At 73.4% G+C, this 26,378-nt stretch carries 30 protein-coding genes; 16 read left to right on the top strand and 14 right to left on the bottom strand.

Features of this window, described 5'->3' with window-relative positions; all coding sequences use genetic code 11:
- Positions 1 to 95 precede the first annotated feature (95 nt).
- The 3 genes from M8C17_RS12320 to M8C17_RS12310 are packed head-to-tail and all read left to right on the top strand — an operon-like array spanning position 96 to position 4,754.
- Positions 96 to 956 (top strand): sulfurtransferase, encoded by an 861-nt coding sequence (locus M8C17_RS12320; RefSeq protein ID WP_252416562.1) that lies wholly within the window; start codon positions 96 to 98, stop codon positions 954 to 956.
- 38 nt (positions 957 to 994) lie between these two features.
- A complete protein-coding gene (locus M8C17_RS12315) occupies positions 995 to 2,176 on the top strand; it encodes an acetoin utilization protein AcuC (RefSeq protein ID WP_252416561.1) in 1,182 nt (393 codons plus the stop codon).
- A 22-nt stretch (positions 2,177 to 2,198) separates the two neighbouring features.
- Positions 2,199 to 4,754: a bifunctional GNAT family N-acetyltransferase/acetate--CoA ligase family protein gene (locus M8C17_RS12310; RefSeq protein ID WP_252416560.1), complete on the top strand. Its 2,556-nt coding sequence runs from the start codon at positions 2,199 to 2,201 to the stop codon at positions 4,752 to 4,754.
- Between the two features lie 67 nt (positions 4,755 to 4,821).
- Here M8C17_RS12310 and sigB read toward each other — a convergent pair whose 3' ends face one another.
- Complete coding sequence (sigB, locus tag M8C17_RS12305) at positions 4,822 to 5,838, bottom strand: RNA polymerase sigma factor SigB (RefSeq protein WP_305884688.1); 1,017 nt, start codon at positions 5,836 to 5,838, stop codon at positions 4,822 to 4,824.
- A 228-nt stretch (positions 5,839 to 6,066) separates the two neighbouring features.
- Here sigB and M8C17_RS12300 point away from each other — a divergent pair, with 228 nt between their 5' ends.
- The gene (locus M8C17_RS12300; protein ID WP_252416781.1) at positions 6,067 to 6,855 is read left to right on the top strand and encodes a sporulation protein; all 789 of its coding nucleotides are present in this window, start codon (positions 6,067 to 6,069) and stop codon (positions 6,853 to 6,855) included.
- A gap of 27 nt (positions 6,856 to 6,882) precedes the next feature.
- Here M8C17_RS12300 and M8C17_RS12295 read toward each other — a convergent pair whose 3' ends face one another.
- The 3 genes from M8C17_RS12295 to M8C17_RS12285 all read right to left on the bottom strand — a co-directional run bounded on the left by M8C17_RS12295 (position 6,883) and on the right by M8C17_RS12285 (position 9,716).
- Positions 6,883 to 7,713 carry an FkbM family methyltransferase gene (locus M8C17_RS12295; RefSeq protein ID WP_252416559.1) on the bottom strand — a complete coding sequence of 277 codons (831 nt, stop codon included), beginning with the start codon at positions 7,711 to 7,713 and terminating at the stop codon, positions 6,883 to 6,885.
- Positions 7,714 to 7,809: 96 nt separating this feature from the next.
- Positions 7,810 to 8,232, bottom strand: a complete 423-nt coding sequence (gene dtd / locus M8C17_RS12290) for a D-aminoacyl-tRNA deacylase (RefSeq protein WP_252416558.1) — start codon at positions 8,230 to 8,232, stop codon at positions 7,810 to 7,812.
- A complete protein-coding gene (locus M8C17_RS12285) occupies positions 8,232 to 9,716 on the bottom strand; it encodes a methyltransferase (protein ID WP_252416557.1) in 1,485 nt (494 codons plus the stop codon). Before M8C17_RS12285 ends, dtd begins: the two co-directional genes overlap by 1 nt.
- Before the next feature lie 104 nt (positions 9,717 to 9,820).
- On the opposite strand from M8C17_RS12285, the gene M8C17_RS12280 reads away from it, so the two are divergent.
- The gene (locus tag M8C17_RS12280) at positions 9,821 to 10,402 is read left to right on the top strand and encodes an HhH-GPD-type base excision DNA repair protein (protein WP_252416556.1); all 582 of its coding nucleotides are present in this window, start codon (positions 9,821 to 9,823) and stop codon (positions 10,400 to 10,402) included.
- Positions 10,403 to 10,414: 12 nt separating this feature from the next.
- Here M8C17_RS12280 and M8C17_RS12275 read toward each other — a convergent pair whose 3' ends face one another.
- Together M8C17_RS12275 and M8C17_RS12270 are read right to left on the bottom strand one after the other, a co-directional pair.
- A complete protein-coding gene (locus M8C17_RS12275) occupies positions 10,415 to 10,726 on the bottom strand; it encodes a hypothetical protein (RefSeq protein ID WP_252416780.1) in 312 nt (103 codons plus the stop codon).
- A gap of 13 nt (positions 10,727 to 10,739) precedes the next feature.
- Positions 10,740 to 11,027, bottom strand: coding sequence for a hypothetical protein (locus tag M8C17_RS12270; protein ID WP_074318059.1), 288 nt, complete (start codon positions 11,025 to 11,027; stop codon positions 10,740 to 10,742).
- A gap of 104 nt (positions 11,028 to 11,131) precedes the next feature.
- Between M8C17_RS12270 and M8C17_RS12265 the strand changes: the two genes are divergently transcribed.
- Positions 11,132 to 11,491, top strand: a complete 360-nt coding sequence (locus tag M8C17_RS12265; RefSeq protein WP_252416555.1) for a DUF3099 domain-containing protein — start codon at positions 11,132 to 11,134, stop codon at positions 11,489 to 11,491.
- Positions 11,492 to 11,518: 27 nt separating this feature from the next.
- Here the strand turns inward: M8C17_RS12265 and M8C17_RS12260 are convergent, their stop codons facing one another.
- A complete protein-coding gene (locus M8C17_RS12260) occupies positions 11,519 to 12,418 on the bottom strand; it encodes a carbohydrate kinase family protein (RefSeq protein WP_252416554.1) in 900 nt (299 codons plus the stop codon).
- Positions 12,415 to 13,350 (bottom strand): pseudouridine-5'-phosphate glycosidase, encoded by a 936-nt coding sequence (locus tag M8C17_RS12255; RefSeq protein WP_252416553.1) that lies wholly within the window; start codon positions 13,348 to 13,350, stop codon positions 12,415 to 12,417. Before M8C17_RS12255 ends, M8C17_RS12260 begins: the two co-directional genes overlap by 4 nt.
- Positions 13,351 to 13,439: 89 nt before the next feature.
- Between M8C17_RS12255 and M8C17_RS12250 the strand changes: the two genes are divergently transcribed.
- The 3 genes from M8C17_RS12250 (at position 13,440) to M8C17_RS12240 (ending at position 16,284) form a co-directional block, all read left to right on the top strand.
- Positions 13,440 to 13,658, top strand: coding sequence for a DUF3039 domain-containing protein (locus M8C17_RS12250; RefSeq protein WP_088946800.1), 219 nt, complete (start codon positions 13,440 to 13,442; stop codon positions 13,656 to 13,658).
- Between the two features lie 40 nt (positions 13,659 to 13,698).
- The gene (locus M8C17_RS12245; RefSeq protein WP_252416552.1) at positions 13,699 to 14,361 is read left to right on the top strand and encodes a trimeric intracellular cation channel family protein; all 663 of its coding nucleotides are present in this window, start codon (positions 13,699 to 13,701) and stop codon (positions 14,359 to 14,361) included.
- 189 nt (positions 14,362 to 14,550) lie between these two features.
- The gene (locus tag M8C17_RS12240) at positions 14,551 to 16,284 is read left to right on the top strand and encodes a DEAD/DEAH box helicase (protein ID WP_252416551.1); all 1,734 of its coding nucleotides are present in this window, start codon (positions 14,551 to 14,553) and stop codon (positions 16,282 to 16,284) included.
- Positions 16,285 to 16,469: 185 nt separating this feature from the next.
- Here the strand turns inward: M8C17_RS12240 and M8C17_RS12235 are convergent, their stop codons facing one another.
- Positions 16,470 to 16,703 (bottom strand): hypothetical protein, encoded by a 234-nt coding sequence (locus tag M8C17_RS12235; RefSeq protein WP_074474066.1) that lies wholly within the window; start codon positions 16,701 to 16,703, stop codon positions 16,470 to 16,472.
- Between the two features lie 245 nt (positions 16,704 to 16,948).
- A complete protein-coding gene (locus tag M8C17_RS12230) occupies positions 16,949 to 18,553 on the bottom strand; it encodes an RNA polymerase sigma factor (RefSeq protein ID WP_252416550.1) in 1,605 nt (534 codons plus the stop codon).
- 291 nt (positions 18,554 to 18,844) lie between these two features.
- On the opposite strand from M8C17_RS12230, the gene M8C17_RS12225 reads away from it, so the two are divergent.
- Positions 18,845 to 19,666, top strand: coding sequence for an inositol monophosphatase family protein (locus M8C17_RS12225; RefSeq protein ID WP_252416549.1), 822 nt, complete (start codon positions 18,845 to 18,847; stop codon positions 19,664 to 19,666).
- A 32-nt stretch (positions 19,667 to 19,698) separates the two neighbouring features.
- Here M8C17_RS12225 and M8C17_RS12220 read toward each other — a convergent pair whose 3' ends face one another.
- Positions 19,699 to 20,217 (bottom strand): LytR C-terminal domain-containing protein, encoded by a 519-nt coding sequence (locus M8C17_RS12220; protein WP_252416779.1) that lies wholly within the window; start codon positions 20,215 to 20,217, stop codon positions 19,699 to 19,701.
- Positions 20,218 to 20,652: 435 nt separating this feature from the next.
- Here M8C17_RS12220 and M8C17_RS12215 point away from each other — a divergent pair, with 435 nt between their 5' ends.
- Entirely contained in the window at positions 20,653 to 20,949 is a 297-nt protein-coding gene (locus M8C17_RS12215; protein WP_007075406.1) for a DUF4193 domain-containing protein, read from the top strand.
- A gap of 121 nt (positions 20,950 to 21,070) precedes the next feature.
- The gene (locus M8C17_RS12210; protein WP_252416548.1) at positions 21,071 to 21,868 is read left to right on the top strand and encodes a hypothetical protein; all 798 of its coding nucleotides are present in this window, start codon (positions 21,071 to 21,073) and stop codon (positions 21,866 to 21,868) included.
- 11 nt (positions 21,869 to 21,879) lie between these two features.
- On the opposite strand, the gene M8C17_RS12205 is transcribed toward M8C17_RS12210, so the two are convergent.
- Entirely contained in the window at positions 21,880 to 22,413 is a 534-nt protein-coding gene (locus tag M8C17_RS12205; protein WP_374558168.1) for a DUF3093 domain-containing protein, read from the bottom strand.
- A gap of 86 nt (positions 22,414 to 22,499) precedes the next feature.
- Between M8C17_RS12205 and dut the strand changes: the two genes are divergently transcribed.
- The 4 genes from dut (at position 22,500) to M8C17_RS12185 (ending at position 24,950) form a co-directional block, all read left to right on the top strand.
- Entirely contained in the window at positions 22,500 to 23,036 is a 537-nt protein-coding gene (gene dut / locus M8C17_RS12200; RefSeq protein ID WP_252416546.1) for a dUTP diphosphatase, read from the top strand.
- 25 nt (positions 23,037 to 23,061) lie between these two features.
- Positions 23,062 to 23,736, top strand: coding sequence for a DUF3710 domain-containing protein (locus M8C17_RS12195; RefSeq protein WP_252416545.1), 675 nt, complete (start codon positions 23,062 to 23,064; stop codon positions 23,734 to 23,736).
- 124 nt (positions 23,737 to 23,860) lie between these two features.
- Positions 23,861 to 24,241 (top strand): OB-fold nucleic acid binding domain-containing protein, encoded by a 381-nt coding sequence (locus M8C17_RS12190; protein WP_252416544.1) that lies wholly within the window; start codon positions 23,861 to 23,863, stop codon positions 24,239 to 24,241.
- 25 nt (positions 24,242 to 24,266) lie between these two features.
- Positions 24,267 to 24,950 (top strand): DUF3159 domain-containing protein, encoded by a 684-nt coding sequence (locus M8C17_RS12185; RefSeq protein ID WP_252416543.1) that lies wholly within the window; start codon positions 24,267 to 24,269, stop codon positions 24,948 to 24,950.
- A gap of 14 nt (positions 24,951 to 24,964) precedes the next feature.
- Here M8C17_RS12185 and M8C17_RS12180 read toward each other — a convergent pair whose 3' ends face one another.
- Both M8C17_RS12180 and M8C17_RS12175 read right to left on the bottom strand, forming a co-directional pair.
- A complete protein-coding gene (locus tag M8C17_RS12180) occupies positions 24,965 to 25,654 on the bottom strand; it encodes a TrkA family potassium uptake protein (protein WP_252416542.1) in 690 nt (229 codons plus the stop codon).
- A gap of 3 nt (positions 25,655 to 25,657) precedes the next feature.
- Positions 25,658 to 26,323, bottom strand: a complete 666-nt coding sequence (locus tag M8C17_RS12175; protein WP_252416541.1) for an NAD-binding protein — start codon at positions 26,321 to 26,323, stop codon at positions 25,658 to 25,660.
- Between the last annotated feature and the right edge of the window lie 55 nt (positions 26,324 to 26,378).

Genomic DNA, 26,378 nt, shown 5'->3' with positions numbered 1-26,378 from the left:
CAGCGGCCCTCCGGTGCACGATGCTACCTCGGAGAACGGCGATCGACCGCCGCCGAGCCGCGAGCCGACGGCCGGGATGGTGTTGGATGGTCGCCATGTCCGGTACCCAGGAGCCGCTGGTCGAGGTCGACGGCCTCGCCGCGGAGCTCGACCGCGCCGACCCGCCCACCCTGCTCGACGTCCGCTGGCGGCTCACCGGCCCGCCCGGCCACGACGACTACCTGGCCGGTCACCTGCCCGGCGCGGTCTTCGTCGACCTGGACACCGCGCTGTGCGGGCCGCCCGGCGCGGGCGGCCGGCACCCACTGCCCGACCCGGCCGCGTTGCAGGCCGCTCTGCGGGCCGCCGGCGTCCGCGCCGGTCACCCCGTGGTCGTGTACGACGGCGGCGACGGTCTGGCCGCCGCCCGCGCCTGGTGGACGCTGCGCTGGGCCGGGCACCGCCCGGTCCGACTGCTGCACGGCGGCTACCCGGCCTGGGTCGCCGCCGGCCGGCCCGTCTCCACCACGGCCCCCACCCCGGCCGCCGGGGACGTCGAGGTGCGCCCGGGCGACCTCCCGGTGCTCGACGCCGGGCAGGCCGCCGCCCTGGCTGCCGCCGACGACGCCGTTCTGCTCGACGTACGGGCCGCGCCCCGCTACCGCGGCGAGGTCGAGCCGGTCGACCCGGTCGCCGGGCACGTGCCGGGCGCCGCGAACCTGCCCGCCGGGGAGTACGTCGGCCCGGACGGGCGTTTCCTCGCCGCCGACGTGCTGCGCGAGCGTTTCGCCGCCGCCGGCGTTACCGGTGCACGGTCCGTCGGGGCGTACTGCGGGTCCGGGGTGACCGCCGCGCAGGCGGTTCTCGCGCTGCACCTGGCCGGCCGACCGGACGCGGCGCTCTACGTCGGATCGTGGAGCAACTGGGTGGCCGACCCGGCCCGGCCGGTCGCCTCGGGGCCGACACCCGGCCGCTGACCAGCGCGTGCGGACGGTCCCCGTGCGACGATGGGCTCATGTCCGACGACACGGTGGTGGTGTGGGACGAGTCGCTGCTCGCCTATGACATGGGTGAGCATCCACTCGACCCGGTCCGGGTGGAGCTGACCGTCGCGCTCGCCCGCGAGCTGGGCATCCTGGACCGCCCAGGGGTACGCCTGGTCAAGCCGGAGCCCGCCGACGACGCCCTGCTGGCCCGGGTGCACCAACCGGCCTACCTGGCCGCGGTGCGTGCGGCGCCGCACGACCCGCTGTTCGCCGGCTACGGGCTGGGCACCTCCGACAACCCGATCTTCGACGGGATGCACGAGTCCAGCGCGTTGATCGCCGGCGCCACCGTCGCCGCCGCCGAGGCGGTCTGGCGGGGTGACGCGCGACGGGCCGTGAACGTGGCCGGTGGCCTGCACCACGCGATGCCTGCCCGGGCCTCCGGCTTCTGTGTCTACAACGACCCCGCGGTCGCCATCGCGCGCCTGCTCGACCTGGGTGCCGAGCGGATCGCGTACGTGGACGTCGACGTGCACCACGGCGACGGGGTGCAGGAGATCTTCTGGGACGACCCCCGGGTGCTCACGGTCAGCCTGCACGAGACCCCGCTCGCACTCTTCCCGGGCACCGGCTTCCCGGACGAGACCGGTGGGCCGGGCGCACAGGGCACCGCCGTGAACATGCCGCTGCCGCCGGGCGTCGACGACACCGGCTGGCAGCGGGCGTTCCACGCGATCGTGCCGTCGGTGCTGCGGGCGTTCCGACCGCAGGTGCTGGTGAGCCAGTGCGGCGCCGACGGGCACCGGCTGGACCCGCTCGCCGACCTGAACCTGACGGTGGACGGGCAGCGGGCCACCTACCTGGCGTTGCGGGCGCTCGCCGACGAGCTGTGCGACGGCCGCTGGGTGGCCACCGGCGGCGGCGGGTACGCGCTGGTCGAGGTGGTGCCCCGGGCCTGGACGCACCTGCTGGCCGTGGCCACCGGTGCCCCGGTCGACCCGGCGACGCTCACCCCGCCGGCGTGGCGGGCACTGGCCGCCGCCCGTGGCCCGGGCCGGGAGGTGCCGCTGCGGATGACCGACGACGCGGACCCGTCGTTCGAGCCGTGGCAGCCGACCGGCGAGCCGAACGCGGTGGACCGGGCGATCGCGGCCACCCGCAAGACGGTGTTCCCGCTGCTCGGGCTCGACCCGTACGATCCGCGCGACTGAGCCGGGCCGCAGGAGCGCGCCGGTGACGACCGTGGACCAGCCGGTGGACGTGCTGCTCAGCGACGGCAGCACCGTCCAACTGCGACCGATCAGCCCGGCCGACGCGCCGGGCATCGTGGCGATGCACGGCCGGTTCTCCGAGCGCACCCGCTACCTGCGCTACTTCTCGCCGTACCCGCGTATCCCCGAGCGCGATCTGGTCCGCTTCGTCACCGTTGACCACCGCGACCGGGAGGCGTTCGTGGTGCTGGCCGGTGACCAGATCGTGGCGGTGGGCCGCTACGAACGGCTCGGCCCGCAGGCCCCGGAGGCGGAGGTGGCCTTCGTGGTGGAGGACGCCTACCAGGGTCGGGGCATCGGCTCGGTGCTGATGGAGCACCTGGCCGACGCCGCCCGGCGCAACGGCATCATGAGCTTCGTCGCCGAGGTGCTACCGGCCAACGGCACGATGTTGCGGGTCTTCGCCGACTTCGGCTACCAGGTCCAGCGCGAGTACGCCGACGGCGTGGTGCATCTGAGCTTCCCGATCGCGCCCACGGAGGCCACGCTGGAGGTGCAGCGCGGCCGGGAGCACCGCACCGAGGCCCGCTCGATCGCCCGGCTGCTCGCTCCGCGCGGCATCGCCGTCTATGGTGCCAGCGCCACCGGCCAGGGCGTCGGCGCGGCGGTGCTCGGGCACCTGCGCGACGGCGGCTTCACGGGCGCGGTGGTGCCGGTGCATCCGAGTGCGTCGACCGTGGCGGGGCTGCCCGCGTACCCGTCGGCGGTCGCCGCCGGGTCACCGGTGGACCTGGCGGTGGTGGCCGTCCCGCCGGAGGCGGCGACCGCGGTGGTGGCCGACGCGGCCGCCGCCGGTGTGCACGGTCTGGTGGTGATCTCGGCCGGCTTCGCCGAGGCCGGCGCCGAGGGCGCGGCCACGCAGCGGGCGCTCGTCCGCGCGGCGCACGCCGCCGGCATGCGGGTGGTCGGCCCGAACTGTCTCGGCGTGGCCAACACCGACCCGGCCGTACGCCTCAACGCCACCCTCGCCCCGGCGCTACCGCCGGCCGGCCGGGTCGGCATCTTCAGCCAGTCCGGTGCGTTCGGGGTGGCGTTGCTCGCCGAGGCCGACCGGCGTGGCCTCGGGTTGTCCAGCTTCGTCTCGGCCGGCAACCGGGCCGACGTCTCCGGCAACGACCTGCTGCAGTACTGGCAGGACGACCCCGGCACCGACGTGATCATGTTGTACCTGGAGACCTTCGGCAACCCGCGCAAGTTCGCCCGGCTGGCCCGGCGGATCGGCCGGGCCAAGCCGGTCGTCGCGCTCGCCTCGCCGGCCCGTCCGGTCGGGGTGGGCGACACCGTCGGGCCGGACGAGGCGGCGGTGGCCGCGCTCTTCGCCCAGTCCGGCGTGATCCGCGTGGACACCGTGCCGGAGTTGCTCGACGTGGGCGTGCTGCTGGCCAACCAGCCGCTGCCGGCTGGCGGTCGGGTCGGCGTGGTCGGCAACTCCTCGGCGCTCACCGGCCTGGCCGCCACCGCCTGCGTCGGGCAGGGCCTCACCGTCGTCGACGGCTACCCCCGCGACGTCGGTCCCCGTGCCGGCGCCGCCGAGTTCGCCGCGGCGCTGGCCGAGACGGCCGGCGACGACCGGGTGGACGCGCTGGTGGTGGTCATCGCCCCACCACTGCCCGGTCAGCTCACCGATGTGGACGCCGACGTCACCGCCGCGCTGCCCGCCGTGCTCGCGCTGGGCAAGCCCACCGTGGCGACGTTCCTGGTCGGCCGGCTGCCGGCCGGCGTGCCGGCGTACGCAGGTGTGGAGGAGGCGGTCCGGGCCCTCGCCCGCGTGCACCGGTACGCCGAGTGGCTGCGCCGCCCGCCCGGCGTCGCACCCGAGCTGTCCCGCGTCGACCGGACCGCTGCGCAGACCGCGCTGCGCGCCGACCCTCCCGACCCGACCGCGCTGCTGGCCGCGTACGGCATCGACGTGGTGGCCTCGGTGCCCGCCGACTCGGCCGACGCGGCGGCCGACGCGGCGGCGCGGCTGGGTTTCCCGGTCGCGCTCAAGGCCGAGGCCCCGGGGCTGCGACACCGCCTCGACCTCGGCGCGGTCCGGCTCGACCTGCCCGACGAGCCGACGGTCCGCCGGGCGTACGCGGAGCTGGCGGCGGCCTTCGGCGCGGGCGTGCTGGTCCAGCCGATGGTCCCGCCCGGGGTGGCCTGCGTCGTGGAGCTGGTGGAGGATCCGGCGTTCGGGCCGGTGGTCGGCTTCGGCCTCGGCGGGGTCGCCACCGAGCTGCTCGGCGACCGGGCCTGGCGGGCGGTGCCGCTGACCGACCGGGACGCCGCGGAGCTGGTCGACGAGCCCCGCGCGGCGCCACTGCTCCGCGGGCACCGGGGCGCCGCGCCGGTCGACCGGGCGGCCCTGGCCGACCTGCTGCTGCGGGTGGGTCAGCTCGCCGACGAGCAGCCCCGGGTACGCTCGCTGACCCTCAACCCGGTGCTCGCCCGCCCGGACGGCATCTCGGTCCTACACGCCCAGGTACGCGTCGGCGGCGTGGCCGCCCGACCGGACACCGGCCCCCGCCGCCTCTGACCTGCCCTGTCCCGGACGCACGGAAGGCCCCGGCGAACCGCCGGGGCCTTCCGTGGGAACCGGTGCGTCAGCAGGCGTACGCCTCCAGGCGCTGGGCCCGCTCCGGGGCGCGCAACTTCAGCAGCGTCACCTTCTCGATCTGCCGGATCCGCTCCCGGGAGAGGCCGAACTCGCGACCCACCTCGTCGAGGGTGCGCTGCCGGCCGTCGTCGAGCCCGAACCGGAGCCGGATGACCGCCTGCTCCCGCTGCGACAGGGTGGCCAGCACGATGCTCACCTCGTTGCGCAACTCGCCCTGCGCGGCCGCGTCGCCCAGGTCGCCGCGCGGGTCCACCGCCGCCACGAAGTCGCCGAGCGCGCTCTCGCCGTCGTCGCCGACGGCCTGGTCCAGGCTGACCGGCTCCCGGTCGTAGGAGATCAGCTCGATGACCTGGAACTCGGGGATCTCCAGCGCCCGGGCCACCTCGGCGACCGTGGGTTCGCGGCCCAGCGACACCGCCAGCTCGCGGCGCGCCCGGACCATCCGGTTGACCTGCTCGACCATGTGGACGGGGATGCGGATGGTGCGGGCCTGGTCGGCCATCGCGCGGGTGATCGCCTGCCGGATCCACCAGGTGGCGTACGTGGAGAACTTGTAGCCCTTGGCGTAGTCGAACTTCTCCACCGCGCGGATCAGGCCGAGGTTGCCCTCCTGGATCAGGTCGAGGAAGGCCATCCCGCGCCCGGTGTAGCGCTTGGCGATGCTGACCACCAGCCGCAGGTTCGCCTCCAGCAGGTGGTCCTTGGCAGCGCGGCCCTCGGCGACGATCAGCTCCAGATCGGCCCGCAGCTCCGGCGACACCGGGGTGCAGGTGGCCAGCTTCTCGTCGGCGAACAGGCCGGCCTCGATGCGCCGGGCCAGGTCGACCTCCTGCGCCGCGGTCAACAGCTTCGTCCGGCCGATCCCGTTGAGGTACGCCCGAACCAGGTCGGTGGAGATGCCGCGCTCGTCGGTGGCGTCCAGGTCGACGAGGACCTCGCTGGCTCCGTCGGTGTCGGTGCTGGCGGCCGGGCGCGTCCGGTGTTCCGTCATCTGCAGGACCATCTCTGTCTCCCCGTGTCCACGTCTGTGCCGTGCCTCCGGCCCAGTGGTGCCGGTGTGAGACACAGCTTGGCGGGCGGGACGTGAAACGGGAGTGAGGCGATCGGGCACCCGACAGGAATCCGGTCGGATCGGCGGAGCGGTGTGTCATCCGGGTGTGCCTTGCCCGTCCCGGCTACCGTGCCGACGGTCGGCCACCCGGGGTCGGCGTGACGGCGGATGGAGGACGGTGTGGTCTTCAAGCGGCTCATGAAGGCGATGGGGGTCGGCGGCCCATCCGTGGAGACGGTGCTCGCCAACCCGAACTGCCGCCCCGGCGGCCAGTTGGAGGGCCGCATCCAGGTGATCGGTGGTGACCACCAGGTCGACATCGACCACGTGACTCTCGGCCTGGTCACCCGCGTGGAGGTGGAGAGCGGTGACAACGACTACGACACCACCCAGGAGTTCCACCGCCAGCAGGTCACGGGCGCGTTCCGGCTGGAGCCGGGGCAGCGCCACGACATCCCGTTCCGCTTCGACGTGCCGTGGGAGACGCCGGTCACCGAGCTGTACGGGCAGCACCTGCACGGCATGACGATGGGTCTGCGTACCGAGCTGGAGGTGGCCCGGGCCGTCGACAAGGGCGACCTGGACGCGGTGTCGGTGCACCCGCTGCCGGCGCAGGAGCGCCTGCTGGACGCGTTGCTGCGGCTGGGCTTCCGGTTCGCCCGCGCCGATGTGGAGCGTGGCCACATCTACGGCGTACGGCAGACGCTGCCGTTCTACCAGGAGATCGAGTTCAGCCCGGCGCCGCAGTACGCCCGCTCGATCAACCAGTTGGAGGTCACCTTCATCGCCGACGCGCAGCGGATGCAGGTGGTGCTGGAGGTCGACAAGCGCGGCGGCGTCTTCACCGAGGGTCGGGACGCCTTCGGCCGGTTCACGGTCGACCACGCCACCGCCGACCGCACCGACTGGACCGCCGAACTGGACAACTGGCTCCGCCAGTCCCTCACCCGCCGAGGCCTCTTCTCCTGACCCACCCCTCCGCCCGGCCTCCGGTGCTCAGGCGGGCCGGGCGCGGGCGTAGACGTCGCCCGAGTTGGCCTCGTGGGGCAGCGCACGCAGGTACGCCGCCACCTCGCCCGCCGGCCGCCAGCCATCAAGGGCGAACGCCATCTCGTCGCCGAGCGCCACGGTGAACGTGGTGAAGCCCAGCCGGGTGAGCCGGTCCAGGCAGTGCGCGGCCAGGTCCCGTTCGATGGTGGTGAACTCGAAGGACAGCGCTGGCAGGGGGCGGCTCAACCCGGCCAGCACGGCGTCCTCGAACCCCTCCACGTCGATCTTTACGAAGCCCGGCACGCCGTGCGCCGCGACCAGGGCGTCGAGTGTGGTTCCGGCCACCTCGATCTCGACGTCCCAGATCTCGTCCTCCCAGCCGCCGGCCCCCTCGGCGGCCCGCAGGAAACCCGCCGACGCGGTGGAGATCGTCGGGTTCGCCGAGTTGACGTGCAGCCGCACAGGCCCGGTACACGCCCCGCACGCCGCCTCCACGACGGTCACCCGGTCATCGTCCGCGTAGAGCGCGCGCAGGGCCCGGGTGCAGAGCGGTTGCGGCTCGACGGCCACCACGCGGGCGCCCAGCCGCCGGAAGCTCCCGAGCCGGTCGCCCACGTGCGCGCCGACGTCGAAGACCAGGTCCCCTGGGCGGACCAGGGGCGCGTAGAACGCGTCCATCGCCGCCTCGCGGACCGGGTCGCCGTAGTACGCCTCCAGGGAGCGGCGCAACCCGGACAGGGTCGGGTCCGCCTTGAGTGCCTCCACCGCGCTGAGGTCATCGACCACTGGTCTGACCGTAGTCGCGTCCGGAACAACGCGAGGGCGATTCGCGTCCATTTGCCGGGCACCTGGATACCCGGCCTCCTAGGGCATCCCGTCGTTGTTGGAGATCCACTGCGGCATGATCGACCGGACGTTGGCGGGGTCGGTCGGTTACAGGTCGAGCAGGATCGTGCGGGGGCCGATGTTGAGGCTCTCGACGAGCATGTGGGCGCGGAAGCGGCCGGTCTCCACCTTGGCGCCGCGCTCGCGCAGCGCCTCGACGACCGCCGTGACCAGCGGCTCGGCCACCTCTGCCGGGGCGGCCGCGGTCCAGCTCGGACGGCGGCCCTTGCGGGCGTCGCCGTAGAGGGTGAACTGGCTGACCACCAGGACCGGTGCACCGGTGTCGGCCGCGGACCGCTCGTCGTCGAGGATCCGCAGCTCGTGCACCTTGCGGGCCATCGTCGCGGCGGTCTCGGCGGTGTCGGTGTGGGTCACCCCGAGCAGCACCAGCAGGCCGTCGGCGATCTCGCCGACCACCTCCCCGTCGACCGTCACGCTGGCCCGGCTCACCGTCTGCACGACCGCGCGCATCAGGCGGTCACCGGCTCGATGATGCCCCGCTCCACGAGGTGCGCCACGATGGGGCCGGCCGCCTCGGCCAGCTCGGCGGGCTCGACGTCGTGCGCCGCGGCCAGCAGCGAGAGCTGGTCGCGCAGCGGTAGCCGGCCATCGGCGCCGCCGACCAGCGCCAGCACCAGCGGGTCGACCTCCTCGGTCCAGCGCAGCCCGTGCGGCATCGCGAGGACCTGCCGGTCCACCGCCCAGCCCTCGTCGCCCATGGTGGCCTCCTGCCGCAGCTGGAGGCCGTCGGCGGCCCGGTAGCGCTCGGCGAGCAGCGCCTCGGTGTCGCGTACCCGGAGGAAGCCCTGGCGGTCGAACCAGGCGGCGACCTGGTCGCCCAGCGGCGGCTGCACCCGCTGGCGCAGGTCCTCCACGCGGACCACCGGGTCGGCGTGCCCACCGCGGCGCAGCGACACGATGCCGAAGCCGATCGCCTCCACCTTGTGCGCGTCGAACCAGTCCAGCCAGGCGGCCATGCGCTGCGGGTCGGCGCTCTCGCCGACGTCGGTGAGCCACAGGTTGACGTACGCCATCGGGTCGGCGACCTCGCGCTGGATGACCCAGGCGTCCAGGCCGGTCCCGGTGAACCAGCCGGCCACCCGCTCGTCCCACTCCTCGCCGGTGACGTGCACCCAGTTCGCCAGGTACTGCATGGTGCCGCCCTCGGTCAGCAGGCCCGGCGCGGCGGCGGCCAGCTCGGCGCCGATCGCGTCACCCACGCGACCGGAGTCCCGGTAGACGTGCGTGGTGGTGCCCGGCCCGACCACGAACGGCGGGTTGCTCACCACCAGGTCGAAGCGCCGGCCGGCCACCGGCGCGACCATGTCGCCGCGTAGCAGCTCCCAGTCCTGCCCGTTGAGGGCGGCGGTGGTCGCGGCGAAGCGCAGGGCCCGCTCCGAGAGGTCCGTGGCGGTCACCGAGCGGGCGTGGGTGGACAGGTGCAGGGCCTGGATGCCGGAGCCGGTGCCCAGGTCCAGCGCGGTGTCGACCGGCCGGCGGACCGTCGCGCCGATCAGGGTCTGGGTGGCACCGCCGATGCCGAGCACGTGCTCGGCGTGCAGGGGGCGGCCCGGCCGGGCGCTGGCCGGCACGTCGGCGAGCACCCACCAGTCGTCGCCGTACGGCTCCAGGTCGACGCCCGCGCGCAGGCCGTCGCCGTGCCGCTCGACCAGTCCGCCGGCCACCGCCTCCGCGACGCTCAGCGGCGCCAGCGCGGCGGCCACCGTCGCCTCCGACTCGGTCTGGTCGCAGATGAACACCCGGATCAGGGTGCCCAGCGGGTCGCGGTCCTCGGTGGCGCGCAGCGCGGCCCGGTAGTCGTTGCGCGCGACCGCCCCGGTGGCCTGGGAGCCGAGCCGGCCGGCGATGCCGTTGCTGGTGAACCCGGCGCGGGTCAGCGCGCTGCGCAGCGCGTCGACGCCGGCGGGGGAGAGCAGCATGTCGTGTTCGTCCACGCCGCCATCCTGCCCTCCGCCGCGCCCCCGGTCCGCGCCACCCGCCGGATCGAACCCGGAGCGTCGGTGTTCACCACGGTCGGGGGCCGGGGCAGGATGGTGCCATGACGCTCGTGCTGCCCATCGACCCCGAGGCCAACCGGTTGCTGGAGCGCAGCCCGCTGGCCCGACTCGTCGGCATGGTCCTCGACCAACAGGTGCCGATGGAGAAGGCGTTCTCCTCGCCGTACGTGCTGGAGCAGCGGCTCGGCCACGAACTGGACGCGGCGGAGCTGGCCGCGTACGACCCGGAGGCCCTGGTCGCGCTCTTCGCCACCCCGCCCGCGCTGCACCGGTTCCCGAAGGCGATGGCGGCCCGGGTTCAGGAGGTGTGCCAGGTCCTGGTGGACCGCTACGACGGCGACGCCGCCCGGCTGTGGTCGGACGTCGCCGACGGCCCGGAGCTGTTCCGCCGGGTCGCCGAGCTGCCCGGCTTCGGCAGGCAGAAGGCGCAGATCTTCGTGGCACTGCTCGGCAAGCGGTTCGGGGTGACCCCGCAGGACTGGCGGGAGGCGGCCGGCGGCTACGGCGACCCGGGCGCGTACCGGTCGGTGGCTGACGTCACCGACGCCGACTCGCTGCGCCGGGTGCGGGACTACAAGCAGCAGATGAAGGCGGCCGCGAAGGCGAAGACCGCCGGCGCCTGACCCGGTGGTCGCTCAGGCGGCGGTGGGGTGTGCCAGCGAGGCCAGCGCGCGCCGGACGTCGGCGAGCGACACGGTGGCGGAGTCGTCGAGGTCGGCGAGGCCGGCCTCGATCCACTGCCGCATCAGCGTGGTGACCCCGATGCCCCTGGCGTCGGCGGCGGCCCGGACCCGGTCGTACGTCTCCAGCGGCAGCCGGATCGATCGGCTCACCATCGGCACGTCGGTGTCGGGGGTGGGCAGATCCACCGCCGGGCTCTCGTCGATCAGCTCGGCGATCCGGTCGTCGCCGCTGTGGAACTGCTTGGTCGCGTCGTTACGGTGCATCGTCACGGCCTCCTCATCGGCGAGATCTCCGCACGGCCTCGTCGTAGCGCTTGGACTCCACGTCGCTCAGCTCACGGGCGGAGAGGATGTCCCAGTCGTTGTCGGTGCCGTCGGCCTCGGCGAGCAGCACCGCCAGTCGGCGGCCCCGCCGGGCGGCGGCGTAGACCACCATCACGTCGTCGCCCAGGTGGCGGATCACCCGTCGGGCGCTGTGCAGCGCCTCCCAGACTTCCCCGGGCGTGACGTCGTAGACCCTCAGGTTGGCCAACGCCTCGTCGGTGAAGCTGAACCTGCTGCCCACATCGCGGAGCGTACCACGCACGTAACACGCGTCGGGATGACTCGAAGTTCGCTGATCACGGCCTCGCGGTGACAGGATGAGTCGTAATCCCCTCGAGGAGGTTCATGGTGAAGCGTCAGGCGTACCAGCCGATTCTGATCACCGACGCCTCGCGCAGCCAGAGTGACCAGCTCACCAGTCGTCAGCGGCGCTACGTCCTGATGATGGGCATCCGGGTGGCCTGCATCGTCGCCGGCGCGATCCTGGTCGGCGTGAACGCACCCCTGCTCTGGCTCTGGCTGCCCCTGTGCGCCCTCGGCATGGTGCTCATCCCGTGGCTCGCCGTGCTGCTCGCCAACGACCGGCCGCCGAAGGACGAGCACCGGCTGGCCAACCGGTTCCACCCGCGCCAGAAGGACGACACCCCGCCGATGAGCCTCACCGCCGAGGAACGTCCGCACAAGGTCATCGACGTCGAACCCTGACCCGCGTACGGGCCAGGGTCCGACAAATCACGATCGTGGCCGGGCGCCGACCGTGGAGACGGCCAGCGCGCCCAGATCCGTCGCCCGGTTCAGCGCCGCCGTCGGGGTGGCACCCGCCAGCCAGGCGGTGAGCAGACCGGCCGCGAAGGCGTCGCCCGCCCCGGTGACGTCCACCACCGCCACCCGCCGGGCCGGGGCCACACTGAGCGCCGCCGTGCGGTCCACCCAGACCGCGCCGGCCGCACCGCGCTTGACCACCACCCGCCGGGCGGTCGCCGACAGCGCACGCCCCTGCGCCGCCGGGTCCAGGCCGCCGGCCAGCGCCGTCGCCTCGTCCGCGTTGAGCAGCAGGAGGTCGACGTCGCGTACCCAACCCAGGAAGGCCGCCGCGCCGACCCGCCGCAGCGGCGCCGCGGAGGCCGCGTCGACGCTGGTGGTGAGCCCGCGCTCGCGCGCCACGGCCAGCGCCCGCAGCCCGGCGCCGCGCGACCCGGCGTCCAACAGGGTGTACGCGGACAGGTGCAGATGCCCCGCGTCGGGCACCGCCGCGAGGGCCCGTTCGACGTGCTCGGCGCTGAGCCGCAGGTTCGCGCCCCGCTGGCTGACCATGGTGCGCTCGTCGTCGGTGGCCAGCACGATCACCGTGCCGGTCGGGACGCCCTCGATCCGGTCGACCGCGCAGTCGACGCCTGCCCCCTCCAACTCGCCGATCCGGTCGCGCCCCGCGTCGTCGTCGCCCACCGCGGCGACGAGCGTGACGTCCACCCACTGGGCGGCGACCCAGGCGGCGGTGTTGGCCGCCTGCCCGCCGCCACCGAGGCTGATCCCGGCCGTCGTGTCCGAGCCGGCCGCGAGCGGCCCGGACAGCACGGCGACCACATCGGTGATCACGTCGCCGACGACGACCACCCGGGCCGGTCGGGTCATGCCGGGACGGCGGTGGTGCGGGCGGCCGAGGCCACCGCGATCCGCGCGGCCAGGTCGGCGTTGCGCAGGATGATCCGGACGTTCACCGCCAGGCTCGCGCCCTCGGTGGCCGAGTGGAAGTGCGACAGCAGGTACGGGGTCACGGCCTTGCCGGTCACCCCGTCCCGCTCCAGCCGGGCCAGGCCCTCGGTGAGGGTCCGGTCGTGCAGCTCCGGGTCGAGCTGCTCGTCGACCGGCAGCGGGTTGGCGACGATCAGGCCGCCGGCGTGCACGGCCTGTCCGTCACGGGCGGCGAGCACGGCGGCGATCTGCTCCGGGGAGTCCACCGACCAGTCCAGGTCGAAGCCGCCGTCGGTGAGGTAGAAGCCGGGGAACCGGCGGGTGCGGTAACCCACCACGGCGACCCCCAGGGTCTCCAGCCGCTCCAGGGTCGCGCCCACGTCGAGGATGGACTTGACCCCGGCGCAGACCACCGCGATCGGGGTCCGGGCCAGGGTGATCAGGTCCGCCGACTCGTCGAAGGTGTGCGCGGCCTCCCGGTGCACCCCGCCCAGACCGCCGGTGGCGAACACCCCGATCCCCGCCGCGGCGGCCACCGCGCTGGTCGCGGCCACGGTGGTGGCGCCGTCCGCGCCGGTCGCCGCCGCGACGGCCAGGTCGCGGACGGAGAGCTTGCTCACACCGTCGACGGTGGCCAGCCGGGTCAGCTGGGCGTCGTCCAGGCCGACGACCAGCTCGCCGCCGATCATGCCGATCGTCGCGGGCACCGCCCCGGCGTCCCGGACCGCCTGCTCGATCTCCCGGGCCACGCGCAGGTTCTCCGGCCGGGGCAGGCCGTGCGAGACGATGGTGCTCTCCAGGGCGACGACGGGCCGGCCGTCGTGCAGGGCGTCGGCCACCTCGGTGCCGTAGCTGATACGAAAGTCAGTCACGGGGGGCACGGTACGGGGTCCCGCTCCGGCCGGCCTCAAGTGGACCCGGCCGTGATGACCTGCCAAACTTGACGGTTGGAGGTGCAGACGTGAGCACAGAGGTTCTCGAGCGTCCGGAGCTGAAGGACGCCGACACCGGTCCCGAGATGTTCCACTACGTCCGCAAGGAGAAGATCGCCGAGAGTGCCGTCATGGGCACCTACGTCGTGGCGCTCTGCGGGGAGACCTTCCCGGTCACCAAGGCGGCCAAGCCGGGTTCTCCGGTCTGCCCCAAGTGCAAGGAGATCTACGACTCGTACCGCGAGTGAACATCGGCCGGCGTCCCGGCCGGCGACGTAGCCTGCGGCGGTGACCACCTCCACCGCCCTGCTCCTCGCCGACCTGACCGGGGTGGCGGTGTTCGCCGCCTCCGGGGCGTCGGCGGCGGTGGCCAAACGACTCGACCTGTTCGGGGTCGCGTTCGTCGGCTTCGTGGCCGCCCTCGGTGGCGGGATCTTCCGGGACCTGGTCATCGACGAGGTGCCACCGCTGGCCTTCGCCGACTGGCGGTACGCGGCCACCGCCGCGATCACCGCCCTCGCTGTCTTCTGGCTGCATCCGCAGCTGGCCCGGCTGCGCACCACCGTGCTGGTGCTGGACGCGGCGGGCCTCGGGCTGTTCACCGTGACCGGCACGCTCAAGGCGCTCGACGCCCGGGTGCCGGCGGTCGGTGCCTGCCTGATCGGCATGCTCACCGCGATCGGCGGCGGCCTCGGCCGGGATCTCCTCACCGCCGAGATTCCGGTCGTGCTGCGCCGGGAGATCTACGCGGTGGCCGCGCTCGTCGGCTCGGTCGCGGTGGTGCTCCTGTATGTGACCGGGCAGACCGGGCCCGTGCCGCTCACCGCCGCCGCGGTGCTGGTCTTCGGGCTGCGCCTGGTCGCGCTGCGCCGGCGCTGGTCCGCCCCGGTGGCGGCCCTGCGGCCGCCGCGTTCCGACGCGGCGGATCCGCGTACCGACCGGGAGTGGTGAGGCGCTCGGCCCTCCGACGGGCGGGGGTGGCGGATGTGACCAGCGTGGCGTCGCCTGGGCCGCAGCGCTCGCGCTGGTTATGCTGAGTCGGCCTTCGCGGCAGCTTCTGCGCGGAGGCGTTTTCATGGGCGGCGGCACACGTGGCCCTCGCCCGGGGTCCGCCATCGTGCGGTCGGAGAGGAGCTTCGCGTGGCAGCCCGGACGCCGGTGCTCGAGACGTTCCCGGCACTACGCGCCTGGCAGCGCAAAGCCCTGGTGGAGTACCTGCGCCGGCGCACCGAGGACTTCACCGCGGTCGCCACGCCCGGCGCCGGCAAGACCACCTTCGCCCTGCGGATCGCAGCCGAGCTGCTCGGCGACGGCACGGTGGAGGCGGTCACCGTGGTCGCGCCGACCGAGCACCTGAAAAACCAGTGGGCCGAGGCCGCCGCACGGGTGGGCATCCAACTCGACGCCGCGTTCCGCAACGCCGACGTGCACTCCGCGGCGGACTTCCACGGCGCCGTGATCACCTACGCCCAGGTGGGTATGGCCCCGCAGGTGCACCGGCGGCGCACCATGACCCGGCGCACCCTGGTCATCCTCGACGAGATCCACCACGCCGGCGACTCCCGCACCTGGGGCGACGGCGTGAAGGCCGCCTTCGAGCCCGCCGTACGCCGGCTGATGCTCACCGGGACGCCGTTCCGCTCCGACGACAACCCGATCCCGTTCGTCAGCTACGAGCGGGGCGGTGACGGGCTGCTGCGCTCCCGCGCCGACTCCGTGTACGGCTACTCCGACGCGCTGCGCGACGGGGTGGTCCGGCCGGTGCTCTTCCTGGCCTACTCCGGGGAGACCCGCTGGCGGACCAACGCGGGCGAGGAGCTGGCGGCCCGGCTCGGCGAGCCGATGACCCAGGACCTGGTGGCGCAGGCGTGGCGTACCGCGCTGGACCCGGCCGGGGACTGGATGCCGCAGGTGCTGCGGGCCGCCGACGCCCGGCTCACCGTGCTGCGCAACGCCGGGATGGCCGACGCCGGTGGGCTGATCATCGCCACGGACCAGCAGTCCGCCCGCTCGTACGCGAAGCTCATCGAGCAGGTGACCGGCGAGAAGGCCACCGTGGTGCTCTCCGACGACCTGGGCGCGTCCGCCCGGATCGCGACGTTCGCGGCGTCCCAGCAGCGCTGGCTGGTGGCGGTGCGGATGGTCTCCGAGGGGGTGGACATCCCGCGGCTCGCCGTCGGCGTCTACGCCACCAGTGCCAGCACCCCGCTCTATTTCGCCCAGGCGATCGGCCGGTTCGTCCGGGCACGCCGGCCGGGGGAGACCGCGTCGGTCTTTCTGCCCAGCGTGCCGCACCTGCTCGGGCTGGCCAGCGAGATGGAGACCGAGCGGGACCACGTGCTCGGGAAGCCGAAGGAATCCGACGGTTTCGACGACGACCTGCTGGAACGGGCGCAGCGCGACGACCAGGCCAGCGGGGAGCTGGAAAAGCGGTTCGCCGCGCTCTCGGCCACCGCCGAGCTGGACCAGGTGATCTTCGACGGGGCGTCGTTCGGCACCGCGGCCCAGGCCGGCACGCCCGAGGAGGAGGAGTACCTCGGCCTGCCCGGCCTCCTCACCGCCGACCAGGTCTCCCTGCTGCTGACCAAGCGCCAGGCCGCCCAACTCGCCGCCCAACGCCGTCGTACCGCCGAGGGGGCCGCTCAGCCGGCCGCTGCGCCCGCCGCCGCGCCGCCGGCACCCATGAGCGCCGCCCAGCGCCGGGTGGCGCTACGGCGCCAGCTGAACGCTCTGGTGGCCGCCCGGCACCACCGCACCGGCCAGCCGCACGGCAAGATCCACGCCGAGTTGCGTCGGCTCTGCGGCGGCCCGCCGAGCGCCCAGGCCACCATCGAGCAGCTCGAAGAACGCATCGCCACCGTGCAGACCCTCTGACCCCACCGGCACCATCTGCGGGTTCGCCAAGATCGTGCAACATCCTGGACGTAGTGGTCTCCCCGCCGCCGACACCACTACAACCAGGATCGAGCACGATCCTGGCGCGGGGCGGGCGCCGGGGCAGAGAAAGCCGGCCGGAGACACCGTCTGGTGTCTCCGGCCGGCTATGTCGGGTTGCGGATTTAGTTCGCCATCAGATCGGCGCCACGCCAGCTGAACTCGGGGTCCGTCGCGAACCGGACGGTGATCTTCACGAGATCCTCCGCGTACTTGTTCGCGTGGTGCCCACAGAACACCAACTCGCTCCCACCCGCCAGAGTGATCCGGAGCTTGCCGGCAGCATTGCAGCGGTCGCACCGTTCATCGGCGGCTGGGGGCGCCACCGTCTCGGGCGGCGGCGTGAGGGTCGGGGTCATCGCCTTCCTCCTCTGGTCGTCACCGATGAACAATCTCTTCGGTCGTTGCTCACCTATCGTGCAACACCCTTGCCAGGCGCTGCCTTCCCTGTGTGCCCGCGGGGGACCGAGGTCACACATGGCAGGGACAGTGTGCCGTGCACCCAGGGTGCCACGTCAACGATCACATTCGTGCATCCGGACGATCACCATCTGGCGTTGCACACCAGGTGGTCAAAACGACACGTTCGGTTGACGAAACCCGCTCAGTCCAGGTAATCCCGGAGGACCTGCGACCGGGACGGGTGACGCAGCTTGGACATCGTCTTGGACTCGATCTGCCGGATCCGCTCCCGGGTCACCCCGTAGACCTGACCGATCTCGTCGAGCGTCCTGGGCTGGCCGTCGGTCAGGCCGAAGCGCAGGCGTACCACACCCGCCTCACGCTCGGAGAGCGTCTGCAGCACCTGCTGGAGCTGGTCCTGCAGCAGCGAGAACGAAACGGCGTCGACCGCGACCACGGCCTCGGAATCCTCGATGAAGTCACCGAGCTGGCTGTCGCCCTCGTCGCCGATGGTCTGGTCCAGTGAGATGGGCTCCCGGGCGTACTGCTGGATCTCCAGCACCTTCTCGGGTGTGATGTCCATCTCCTTGGCCAGCTCCTCCGGCGTGGGCTCACGGCCCAGGTCCTGGAGCAGCTCGCGCTGTATGCGACCGAGCTTGTTGATGACCTCGACCATGTGCACCGGGATGCGGATGGTGCGGGCCTGGTCGGCCATCGCGCGGGTGATCGCCTGCCGGATCCACCAGGTGGCGTACGTGGAGAACTTGTAGCCCTTGGTGTAGTCGAACTTCTCCACCGCGCGGATCAGGCCGAGGTTGCCCTCCTGGATCAGGTCCAGGAAGGCCATGCCGCGTCCCGTGTACCGCTTGGCCAGCGACACCACCAGGCGGAGGTTGGCCTCCAGCAGGTGGTTCTTGGCGCGTTCGCCGTCGCGGGAGATCCAGCCCAGGTCGCGGACCATCTCCCGGGTGAGCTTCTCCTCGCCCTCGTCGGCCGCGCGCAGCCGCTCGGCGGCGTAGAGCCCGGCCTCGATCCGCTTGGCCAGCTCCACCTCCTGCTCGGCGTTGAGCAGCGGGACCTTGCCGATCTGCTTCAGGTATGCCCGGACCGAGTCGGCGGAGGCGGTCAGCTCGGCGTCGCGCCGGGCCTGCTTGAGCGCCTCGGACTCCTCGTCGTCCCACTCGAAGTCGTTGTCGGTGGCCGAGGCGGCGGCGTCGGTCTCGGCGGCCTGGGCCAGCTCGGCCGGCTCCTCGACAACCACGTCCTCGATCGTGGCGGCGAGCTCCTCCGGGTCGATCTCACCCTCGGCGCCCTCGCCCTTGGCCTTGCCGCCGGCCTTGACCGGCTTGGCGCCGGCAGCCGCGGCGACCGTCGCCTTGGTGGCCCGGGTCGACCGGGTTGCCTTCGCGGGCGTCGCCGCCGCGGCGGTGCTGCCGGTGGCCTTGGCCGCAGCCACCTTCCGCGGAGCGGGCGTCGACGGCGCTTCGTCGGAGGCGGGCGCCTGCTTCGGCGCCGGCGCGGCGGCCTTCTTGGTGGTCTTTGCGGTGGTGGCCCGGGACGCCGGCGTGGTCGAGCGGGCCGCGGCGACGCGGCGGCGGGTGCTCGCCGAGCCGTCCACCACCACGGTCACTCCCGCCTCGGAGAGCGCCCGCAGAATCTTCTTGGCCTGGGCCGGAGTCACCTCGGCGGACTCGACGGTGCGCGCGAGCTGGGCCGACGTGAGCTGACCACCGGCGCTCTGCGCGTGGGCGATCAGGGTGTCGGTGAGCGAGCGAACGTCGGCGCCGGTCTGGCGGGGTTCTGTCACGAATGACCTTCCGGAGGCGAAGAGCGGGTACGGCCGGGTCGTCCGGCGCAGCGTGGGGCAACAGGCCGGGCGATGTGGTTGAGGGACCCCCGTGTCCCGGGCCGGCCGGTGGTCGGCGGTCCGGGGCGCGTGGGCGCAGGGGTGAATTGTAACGCCGTCTGCGGCGATCATCCTGCGCCGCACGGCGTAACGACGGTTGGGGACCGCCAAATCGGCGCAGATGTGGACTTTGTAAGGATGATACTCGCGCGTGAGCCGGAAAGCCCCGGTCGTGCGGGAAGGGGACCTGGGATGGACCGTTCGGTGCCGTCACCGCACGAACTGTTGGCGATCGCGTTGGACGTGGCGCGGGACGCCGCGGCCACCGCGTACCGGATGCGGGTCGAGGGTGTCTCGGTCGCGGCGACCAAGAGCACGGTAACCGACGTGGTCACCGCGGCGGACCGGGCGGTCGAGCGGCAGGTGCTCGACGCGTTGCACCGGCTGCGGCCGGGCGACGCCGTGCTCGGGGAGGAGTACGGCACGGGGGACACCGGGCCGGTGGGGCCGGGCGGCGTGCGATGGATCATCGACCCGATCGACGGCACGGTCAACTACCTCTACGGGCTGCCGTACAGCGCGGTGTCGCTCGCCGTCGAGGTGGACGGGGTGGTGGTCGCCGGCGTGGTGCGCAACGTGAGCACCGGCGAGGAGTGGACCGCCACGGCCGGCGGGGGCGCCTGGCGTGACGGCGTCCGGTTGCGCTGTTCCGGTGAGGCCGACCTGGGGCAGGCGCTGGTGGGCACCGGCTTCGGCTACGACGCCGGTCGCCGGGCGCACCAGGCACGGGTGGTGGCCGGGCTGATCGCGCACGTGCGGGACATCCGCCGGCTCGGTGCCGCCGCGCTGGATCTCTGCCTGGTCGCGGAGGGGCGGCTCGACGCGTACTTCGAGAAGGGTCTGGCCGCCTGGGACCTCGCGGCCGGCGGCCTGGTGGCCGCCGAGGCGGGCGTGCGGGTCGCCGGCCTGGACGGTGGCGCGCCCGGCCCGGACCTGGTGATCGCGGCCCCACCGGCGCTCTTCACGCCGCTGCACGACCGGCTGGCCGCCCTCGACGCCGCCGGCGGGCCCTGACCGCAACCCCGGTGATCGGCCCGGCTACGGGGTCACTTGTCGGCGGCGGGGGACGGGCAGGAGCCCTTGGGTGCCTCCGGGGCGCCCAGGTCGCCGAGGGACTGGTTGACCTCGGTGGTGGTGGCGAGCTGCTGGAAGCTGTTGCCCAGCACCACGTCCACGGTGTCGTCGGTGCGCTTCTCGTCGTAGTCCGGCTCGGCGTTGTTGAGGAAGTACGCCTGCAGCAGGTGGGCCGAGCCGACGCCCTTGGGGCCGTACCGCAGCACGGCCACGTCGTCGATCCCCTTGGGCGCGTTGCCGACCTTCTGCACCTGGAACTTGCGGTTGCGGAAGTCGTCCGCGACGGCGCCGGCCCGGCCCGGCTCGTCCGTGGCGTTGAACACGTTGATCTTGACGTCCTTGGTTTCGCGCAGGGCGAGGTCGGCCAGTGGCCAGCCGTCCGGGCACCCCTGGGCCGTGCCCGCGTTGCCCTGACTGTCGCGGACGATCGCCGTGACCACGAAGGCCAGGGCCAGCACCCCGAGCAGACCGACGACGACGAGTGCTCGCACTCGCGCAAAACTCATCTGGGCGCTCCCGGGACCTCAGGTGGGTGGCGGCGGCCGCCAACGATCGCACTGACCGGGGGCCGTCGAATACGCCGCTGAGGTTAACGGTTGTCCGGCCGTCGCGTGGAAACAGTCCGACATGCCGGCGCGCCGACCGCGAACCGGGTACTACTACCCCTATCTTCGTGTCGCCTGAATCACATTGGGAACAACTTCGCGTGCGGGGGCGTACATCTCAGCCGCAAGGGCGGTATACATGCCTCGCCCAAAGGGGGGGTAAGGTTCCGCGCTCGCAGGGGAGTCGCCCCAGCGGTCCCCGACCCGTTCGGTCCCCGGGTCGGGTGCCCGACACAACTGGTGGCCGGCCAGCGGAACCGAAACAGCGTCGTCCGGCGTTACAACCGGAAGCGACAACATCGATATGGGAGAGTGAAACCGATGGCCACCGACTACGACGCCCCGCGTCGCGACGAGGTCGACCTCGGCGAGGACAGCCTGGAAGAGCTCAAGGCCCGGCGCGTCGACTCACAGTCCGGCGCGGTGGACGTCGACGAGGCCGAGGTAGCCGAGAGCTTCGAGCTGCCCGGTGCCGATCTGGCCGACGAGGAGCTCACGGTCAAGGTTCTACCGATGCAGCAGGACGAGTTCCGGTGTGCCCGCTGCTTCCTGGTACACCACCGCAGCCAGCTGGCCGTCGAGCGTAACGGCGAGTTGATCTGCCGCGAGTGCGTCTGACACTCACGACACCAGCGGCGGCCTCCTGAACGGGGCCGCCGCTGCCGGTGTAGCCGTGCGGCACCGCTGGGTACCTGCTTGACTCGTAGCGGGTAGTTCAGAGCACCGGGAGGTTCGAGCCATGAGCGATCGAGGCGACACCACCGACGGCGGCGCGGAGGATCTCGGCGCCACCGTCGCGGCGTTGACCGCCGACGACATCGAACCGGCCCGGCGCCGTCAACTGCTGACCCGGATGGTCGGGCAGGCCCGCGCCCGCGGGATCTCCGACCTGTTCAAGCCGCGCGCCGCCGTGCGCTGGATGGTCGACACCGTCGCCGAGATCGCCCCGCACCTACCGGTGCGGGACCTGGCGACCCTGCGTCAGCACTTTCCCGGCCTGGACGACGACGCCCTGTCCGAGCGGCTGATCCGCAACGCCGCCCGGACCACCGCCGGGATCGGCGCCGCCGGTGGGGGAGTCGCCGCCGTCGAGTGGACGGTCGCCCCGACCCTGCTCTCGGCGCCGGTGCTGCTCGCCGCCGAGACGGTCGCCGTGGTGGCGGTGGAGCTGAAGCTGGTCGGTGAGCTGCACGAGGTGCACGGCGTGACACTGCCGAGCAGTGGCAGCCAACGGGCGGTCGCCCTGATTCACTCCTGGGCCACCCAGCGCGGGGTCAACCCGATGGTGCCCGGCGTGGGGGTGGGCGCCGTGCTCGGCACCGCCGCACGCAAGGAGTTGCGGGACACGCTGCTCCGGCGCTTCGGGCGCAACCTCACCACGCTCGGGCCGTTCCTCACCGGCGCGGCGGTGGCCAGCTTCCTCAACCGCCGGGCCACCCGGCAGATGGCCGACCAGCTCCGGGTCGACCTGCACCGCCGGGGCATCGCCCGTCCGGCACCACCGCAGGCCCTGCCCGGCCCACCCACCGGCACCTGAGGCCGGTGCGGTCAGCCCGCCTCGCCGGCCGGGTGGTCGGCGCGCGGCCGGGCGTCCCGGGCGCTCAGCAGCGCCTCGGCCAGCTCGACCGGACGCCGGGTGCTCACCACCCAGAACGGGGTCGGGTCGGCCGGGTCGTCGAGCACCACCTGCACGGCGCCGCCGATCCACGGCCGCTGCACCACGAAGGCGAGCGGGTCCGCGCCCACCCCGAGCACCTCACGCCGGCCGGCCGTGTCCAGCGGCACCACGTCGGCCACGAAGCGCACCGGCAGCCGGGCGTCGTCCACCCGCAGCTCGGAGTCGACGACGGCGACCCGGATCCGGCCCAGCCACCACAGCCCGGCCGCGGTGGCCGGCAGCAGCACCGCGAACGGCAGCCAGGCGCGGACGCCGGCGGCGCCCATCCAGATCTCGACGGCCAGCAGCGCGGCCGCCACCAACCCGGCCAGCCACAGCCACCAGGGCAGATCCAGCCGTTCGGCGTACGCCGTGCGGGCCGCGACCGGCGGCTGACCGGCGGACGGAGAAGGCGACATGCTCACTCCTGCGAGGGTACGGCGCACGGCGGCCCGGGTAACCGGCAGGATGGCAGGGTCACCCCGATGAAACCGGACGGAAGAGGAGACCTGTGACGGACGTCGTACCCGTGCCCGTACGCCAGCTCGATGCCGAGCTGCCGCTGCCCGCGTACTCCCATCCCGGCGACGCCGGGGCCGACCTGGTGTCGGCCGCGGACGTGGAACTGCCGCCCGGGGGCCGGGCTCTGGTGCCAACCGGCGTGGCCATCGCGCTGCCGGAGGGGTACGTGGGCCTGGTCCATCCCCGCTCCGGCCTGGCGGCCAGGCTCGGCGTGACGGTGCTCAACGCGCCCGGTACGGTCGACGCCGGCTACCGGGGTGAGATCCTGGTCAACCTGATCAACCATGATCGGGAAACTCCGGCGAAGATCTCCCGCGGCGACCGGATCGCGCAGCTCGTGGTCCAGCGGGTCGCGCGGGCGCGGTTCGAGCCGGTGGCCGAGCTGCCCGGGTCCCGACGCGGGACCGGCGGGCACGGCTCCACCGGCGGGCACGCCGGGCTGGTGCCGTCGCCGGCGGGTCAGGACCGGGTCGAGCAGCGGCGGGACGAGTCGGGCCGAGGCCGGACGGAAGAGGTGGCAGGGTGAGTGTGAACAGCGGAGGGTGGGCGCAGTGATCTTCTCCCGAAAGCGGGCCGGTGCCGGGCGGCAGGCCCGCGACGAGCGGACCACCGAGGTCGGCAACCACAGCGCCGAGGAGTCGACGCCGGCGTTGGAACGCGGCCCGTACGACATCTCCGAGGTCGACGACGAGGTGCAGCGGCTCGACCTGGGCAGCCTGCACATCCCGGCGGTCCCCGAGGTCGAGGTGCGGGTGCAGGCCGACCCGCAGGGCGTGGTCCAGCAGGTGGTGCTGGTGCACGGGGAGAACGCCCTGCAGCTCGGCGTCTTCGCCGCCCCCCGCTCCGAGGGGATCTGGGACGAGGTGCGCGAGGAGATCCGCCAGTCGCTGCTGCGCGACGGCGCCACCGCGCAGGAGGTCGACGGCGAGTACGGCCCCGAGCTGCACGCCCAGGTGAACACCCAGGACGGCCCGACCAACCTGCGCTTCGTGGGCGTCGACGGGCCGCGCTGGATGGTCCGTGGCGTGTTCCAGGGCCCGGTCGCCACCGACCCGGCCACCGCCGGGCCGCTCGCCGAGTGCCTGGACGGCCTGGTGGTCGACCGGGGCCAGGAGGCGAAACCGGTCCGTGAGCCGCTGCCGCTGCGGCTGCCCAAGGAGATCGCCGACCAGGCCGGTGCCGAGGCGGGGGACGCGTCCGCCCCCGCCGAGCCGCGCCAGGTCTGACCCGCACGCACCGGCCCGCCGGGACCGGCCCTGTCGGCGTACGCTGGCGGCACGGTTCCGGCGTCGCCGGGGCCGGCCGATGCTGGCCGAGGCCGGTGAGCGTGGAGAGGGTGACGCGGAGGTCATGATGACCGACGAGAGCCGGGTGTCGCTGCGGCGGATCCTGGAGCGGTTCACCGCCAGCGAGGCCGAAATCGACGCGCGGGAGCTGCGGAGGGAGAGCGCCGAGTGCGGCGGTGTCCCGGCCCAGCAGTGCTCCCGGGGCCAACTGGTCTCGGTGGCCGGCCGGTTGCGGACGGTGGTCTACACGCCCCGTACCAACCTGCCGACCCTCGAGGCCGACCTGTACGACGGCAGCGACGTGGTCACCCTGGTCTGGCTGGGCCGGCGGCACATCGCCGGCATCGAGCCTGGCCGACACCTGACCGCGCGCGGCCGGGTGGCGGTGCGCGACGACCGCAAGGTCATCTACAACCCGTACTACGAGCTGGACTCGCCGAAGTGACGGCGCTGCGGACGGAAGGCCGGCGATGACGACGGGACAGGACCGGGCGGCACAGCCGGAGACCGGCTCCCAGGACGACGAGCGGCTACCGTCGATCGCCGAGCAGATGGCCGACCAGCTCGGCGGGTGGCGAGGGCTCGTCGAGTCCAGCATCCCGGTCGTGGTCTTCGTGATCGCCAACATCATCGGTGAGCTGCGGCCCGCGGTGATCGCCTCGGTGGCCGTTGCGCTGGTGATCGCCGGGCTGCGGCTGGCCCAGCGCCGGCCCATCCGGCACGCCGTCAACGGGCTCTTCGGCGTCGGCATCGGTGCCGCCATCGCCTGGCGTACCGGTGACGAGCGGGATTTCTATCTCCCCGGCATCCTCTACGGCATCGGCTACGGCATCGCCCTGCTGATCTCGGCGGCCATCCGGCAGCCGCTGGTCGGCTGGATCTGGTCGGTGCTGGTGGCCAAGGGCCGCTCGGAGTGGCGCGACGACCCGAAGCTGGTGCGTACCTTCACCCAGCTGACCGTGCTCTGGGGCGTCGTCTGGCTGGCCAAGGTGGGTGTGCAGGCCGGGCTCTACCTGGCCCACCAGGACACGGCGCTGGGCGTTGCCCGGCTGGCGCTGGGCTACCCGCCGTACGCGCTGCTGCTGTTGATCACGGTCTGGACGGTGCGCCGGGTCACCCGGGAGCCGCAACCCACCCCGCTGCCCGGCGCCTGAGCGCCCCGCGCGGCTCAGCGTGAGCCGCGGGTCCGCTCCACGCTGTCCGCGCCGAGGATCACCGCGCGGACGTCGTCCTCCACCTCGGCGGTGCAGACGAAGACCAGCTCGTCGCCGGCCTCGATCGGGTCGTCCGGGCTGGGCACCAGGACCCGCTTGCCGCGCAGGATCGCCACCAGCGCGGAGTCCCGGGGCAGCGGCACGGCGTGGATCGGTTGGCCGACGTACGGCGCGGTCGGCGGCAGAGTGATCTCGACCAGGTTCGCCTCGCCCTGCCGGAAGGTCATCAGCCGGACCAGGTCGCCGACGGTGACCGCCTCCTCGACCAGAGCGGCCATCACCCGCGGCTTGCTCACCGCGACGTCCACGCCCCACTGCTCGGTGAACAGCCACTCGTTCTCGGCCCGGTTGACCCGGGCGACCACGCGGGGCACCGCGAACTCGGTCTTGGCCAGCAGCGACACCACCAGGTTGACCTTGTCGTCGCCGGTCGCCGCGACCACCACGTCGCAGCCCGCGACGTTGGCCTCCTCCAGGCTGGTCAACTCGCAGGCGTCGGCCAGCACCCACTCGGCGGCCGGCACCCGCTCCGGGCGCAGCATCTTGGGCTGGCGCTCGATCAGCATCACCTGGTGACCGTTCTCGATCAGCTCCTGGGCGATCGAGCGACCCACGTTGCCGGCGCCCGCGATGGCGATCCGCATGGCTCAGTGCCCCCCTTCCGGCGGCGTCGCCGCCACCGACGTGACCGTCGCCACGATGTCGTCGCTGACCAGCATGAAGACCTGGTCACCCTCCTGCACGACGGTCGAGGCGGTGGGCAGCGTGCCGATGCCGAAGCGGATGAGGTAGGCCACCCGCGCTCCGGTCCTGTCCTCCAGCGCCCGCACCGACCGGCCGATCCAGTCCTTGTGCACGGGGACCTCGACGATCGACACCGTGCTCGTCGGGTCGCGGAAGATCTCCACGTTGCCCTCGGGCACCAGGTGCCGCAGCATCCGGTCGGCCGTCCAGCGCACGGTGGCCACGGTGGGGATGCCCAGCCGCTCGTAGACCTGCGCCCGGCGCTGGTCGTAGATGCGGGCCGCGACCCGGGACACACCGAACGTCTCCCGGGCCAGCCGGGCGGAAATGATGTTGGAGTTGTCGCCGCTGGAGACGGCCGCGAAGGCGTCCGCCCGCTCGATGCCGGCCTGCCGCAGCACGTCGCCGTCGAAGCCCGCCCCGGTCACCGTGATGCCGGCGAAGTCGGGGCCGAGCCGCCGGAAGGCGTCGGCGTCCTGGTCGATCACCGCCACCGAGTGCCCCCGGGACTCCAGGCTGTGGGCGAGGGTCGACCCGACCCGGCCACATCCCATGATCACGACGTGCACGCTGTCCCTCCCAAGGTGCGTACCGCTCCCGCTGCCGGTGGCCCTTCGAGTGCGA

Source organism: Micromonospora sp. RHAY321 (assembly GCF_023896955.1).
GTDB lineage: Bacteria > Actinomycetota > Actinomycetes > Mycobacteriales > Micromonosporaceae > Micromonospora.
This window is presented reverse-complemented; position numbering and strand designations above follow the sequence as displayed.

Coding starts and splice junctions, on each gene's coding strand:
- M8C17_RS12320 (WP_252416562.1), top strand. CDS start 96: ATGTCCGGTACCCAGGAGCCGCTGGTCGAGGTCGACGGCCTCGCCGCG.
- M8C17_RS12315 (WP_252416561.1), top strand. CDS start 995: ATGTCCGACGACACGGTGGTGGTGTGGGACGAGTCGCTGCTCGCCTAT.
- sigB (WP_305884688.1), bottom strand. CDS start 5,838: ATGGTCCTGCAGATGACGGAACACCGGACGCGCCCGGCCGCCAGCACC.
- M8C17_RS12295 (WP_252416559.1), bottom strand. CDS start 7,713: ATGGACGCGAATCGCCCTCGCGTTGTTCCGGACGCGACTACGGTCAGA.
- dtd (WP_252416558.1), bottom strand. CDS start 8,232: ATGCGCGCGGTCGTGCAGACGGTGAGCCGGGCCAGCGTGACGGTCGAC.
- M8C17_RS12280 (WP_252416556.1), top strand. CDS start 9,821: ATGACGCTCGTGCTGCCCATCGACCCCGAGGCCAACCGGTTGCTGGAG.
- M8C17_RS12275 (WP_252416780.1), bottom strand. CDS start 10,726: ATGCACCGTAACGACGCGACCAAGCAGTTCCACAGCGGCGACGACCGG.
- M8C17_RS12265 (WP_252416555.1), top strand. CDS start 11,132: ATGGTGAAGCGTCAGGCGTACCAGCCGATTCTGATCACCGACGCCTCG.
- M8C17_RS12260 (WP_252416554.1), bottom strand. CDS start 12,418: ATGACCCGACCGGCCCGGGTGGTCGTCGTCGGCGACGTGATCACCGAT.
- M8C17_RS12235 (WP_074474066.1), bottom strand. CDS start 16,703: ATGACCCCGACCCTCACGCCGCCGCCCGAGACGGTGGCGCCCCCAGCC.
- M8C17_RS12225 (WP_252416549.1), top strand. CDS start 18,845: ATGGACCGTTCGGTGCCGTCACCGCACGAACTGTTGGCGATCGCGTTG.
- M8C17_RS12215 (WP_007075406.1), top strand. CDS start 20,653: ATGGCCACCGACTACGACGCCCCGCGTCGCGACGAGGTCGACCTCGGC.
- M8C17_RS12210 (WP_252416548.1), top strand. CDS start 21,071: ATGAGCGATCGAGGCGACACCACCGACGGCGGCGCGGAGGATCTCGGC.
- M8C17_RS12190 (WP_252416544.1), top strand. CDS start 23,861: ATGATGACCGACGAGAGCCGGGTGTCGCTGCGGCGGATCCTGGAGCGG.
- M8C17_RS12185 (WP_252416543.1), top strand. CDS start 24,267: ATGACGACGGGACAGGACCGGGCGGCACAGCCGGAGACCGGCTCCCAG.
- M8C17_RS12180 (WP_252416542.1), bottom strand. CDS start 25,654: ATGCGGATCGCCATCGCGGGCGCCGGCAACGTGGGTCGCTCGATCGCC.